This is a genomic window from Bradyrhizobium sp. YR681 (assembly GCF_000282615.1).
GTDB lineage: Bacteria > Pseudomonadota > Alphaproteobacteria > Rhizobiales > Xanthobacteraceae > Bradyrhizobium.
This window is the reverse complement of sequence record NZ_AKIY01000171.1, coordinates 1-1,010: the sequence shown is the minus strand read 5'-3', so window position 1 is coordinate 1,010 and position 1,010 is coordinate 1. Positions and strand designations below refer to the sequence as shown.

Genomic DNA, 1,010 nt, shown 5'->3' with positions numbered 1-1,010 from the left:
CGGCGGCCCCAGCCGATCTCGGCATTCCCCGCTCGACGGCGAGCGAAGTCCTGCGGACGCTCGAGGCGCGGCTGGGCGCGCGCCTGCTCGAACGGACGACGCGTCATGTCACGCCGACGCTCGACGGCGAGGACTATTACCGCCGTTGTGTCGCCATCCTGGCGGACGTCGAGGAAGCCGAAACCGCGATGCGCGATACGCGGCCGCGCGGCCTGCTGCGCATCGATGCGCATCCGCTGCTGACCCGCACCTTCATCCTGCCGCATCTGCCGGCGTTCCTGGCGCGCTATCCGCAGCTCGACTTGCAGATCGGGCAGGGCGACCGTCTGGTCGATCTCGTGCGCGAGGGCATCGACTGCGTGATCCGGTCGGGCGAGCCCGAGGACAGCGGGATGATCCTGCGCCGCCTCGGCACCATCGCGGAGATCACGGTGGCGAGCCCGGCCTATCTCGCCAGCCACGGCATGCCCGCGACGCCGGATGCGCTCGACCGCCATCAGATGGTGGCCTTCGTGTCGTCGCGCACCGGCGACGTGCTGCCGCTGGAATTTTCCGTCGCAGGCTCACTGCGGCAAATCGTGCTACCGAGCCGGGTTCGCGTCAACAATTCCGACACCATGGCCGATCTGGCTCGGCTCGGCTTCGGCCTCGCGCAGGCGCCGCGCTATCGCTTCGCGGACGATCTCGCCAGCGGCGCGCTGGTCGAAGTGCTGGCCGACTATCCGCCGTCGCCGACGCCGCTCTGCGCGCTCTATCCGCAGAATCGCCAGCTCGCGCTACGCCTGCGCGTCTTCCTGGACTGGATCTCCGGCATTTTTGCCGAGGCGAAGCTGTAAGCGGCGTTTCGTAGCCCGGATGGAGCGCAGCGCAATCCGGGACTTTGCCCACGCGGCTCGATTCCCGGATTACGCTGCGCTCCATCCGGGCTACGAGACCTTGTGTTGCCCGGCGGGCAAAACACCCAACCGCCGGGTCAATGCGCTGGCGCGAAAATATTCGCCTTTACAGAA

General features: G+C 67.9%; 1 protein-coding gene. It reads left to right on the top strand.

What is annotated here, in order from left to right:
* Positions 1-836, top strand: an 836-nt coding sequence (locus PMI42_RS12880; protein WP_008134673.1) for a LysR family transcriptional regulator, incomplete at its 5' end; no start/stop codon positions are given.
* Positions 837-1,010 lie beyond the last annotated feature (174 nt).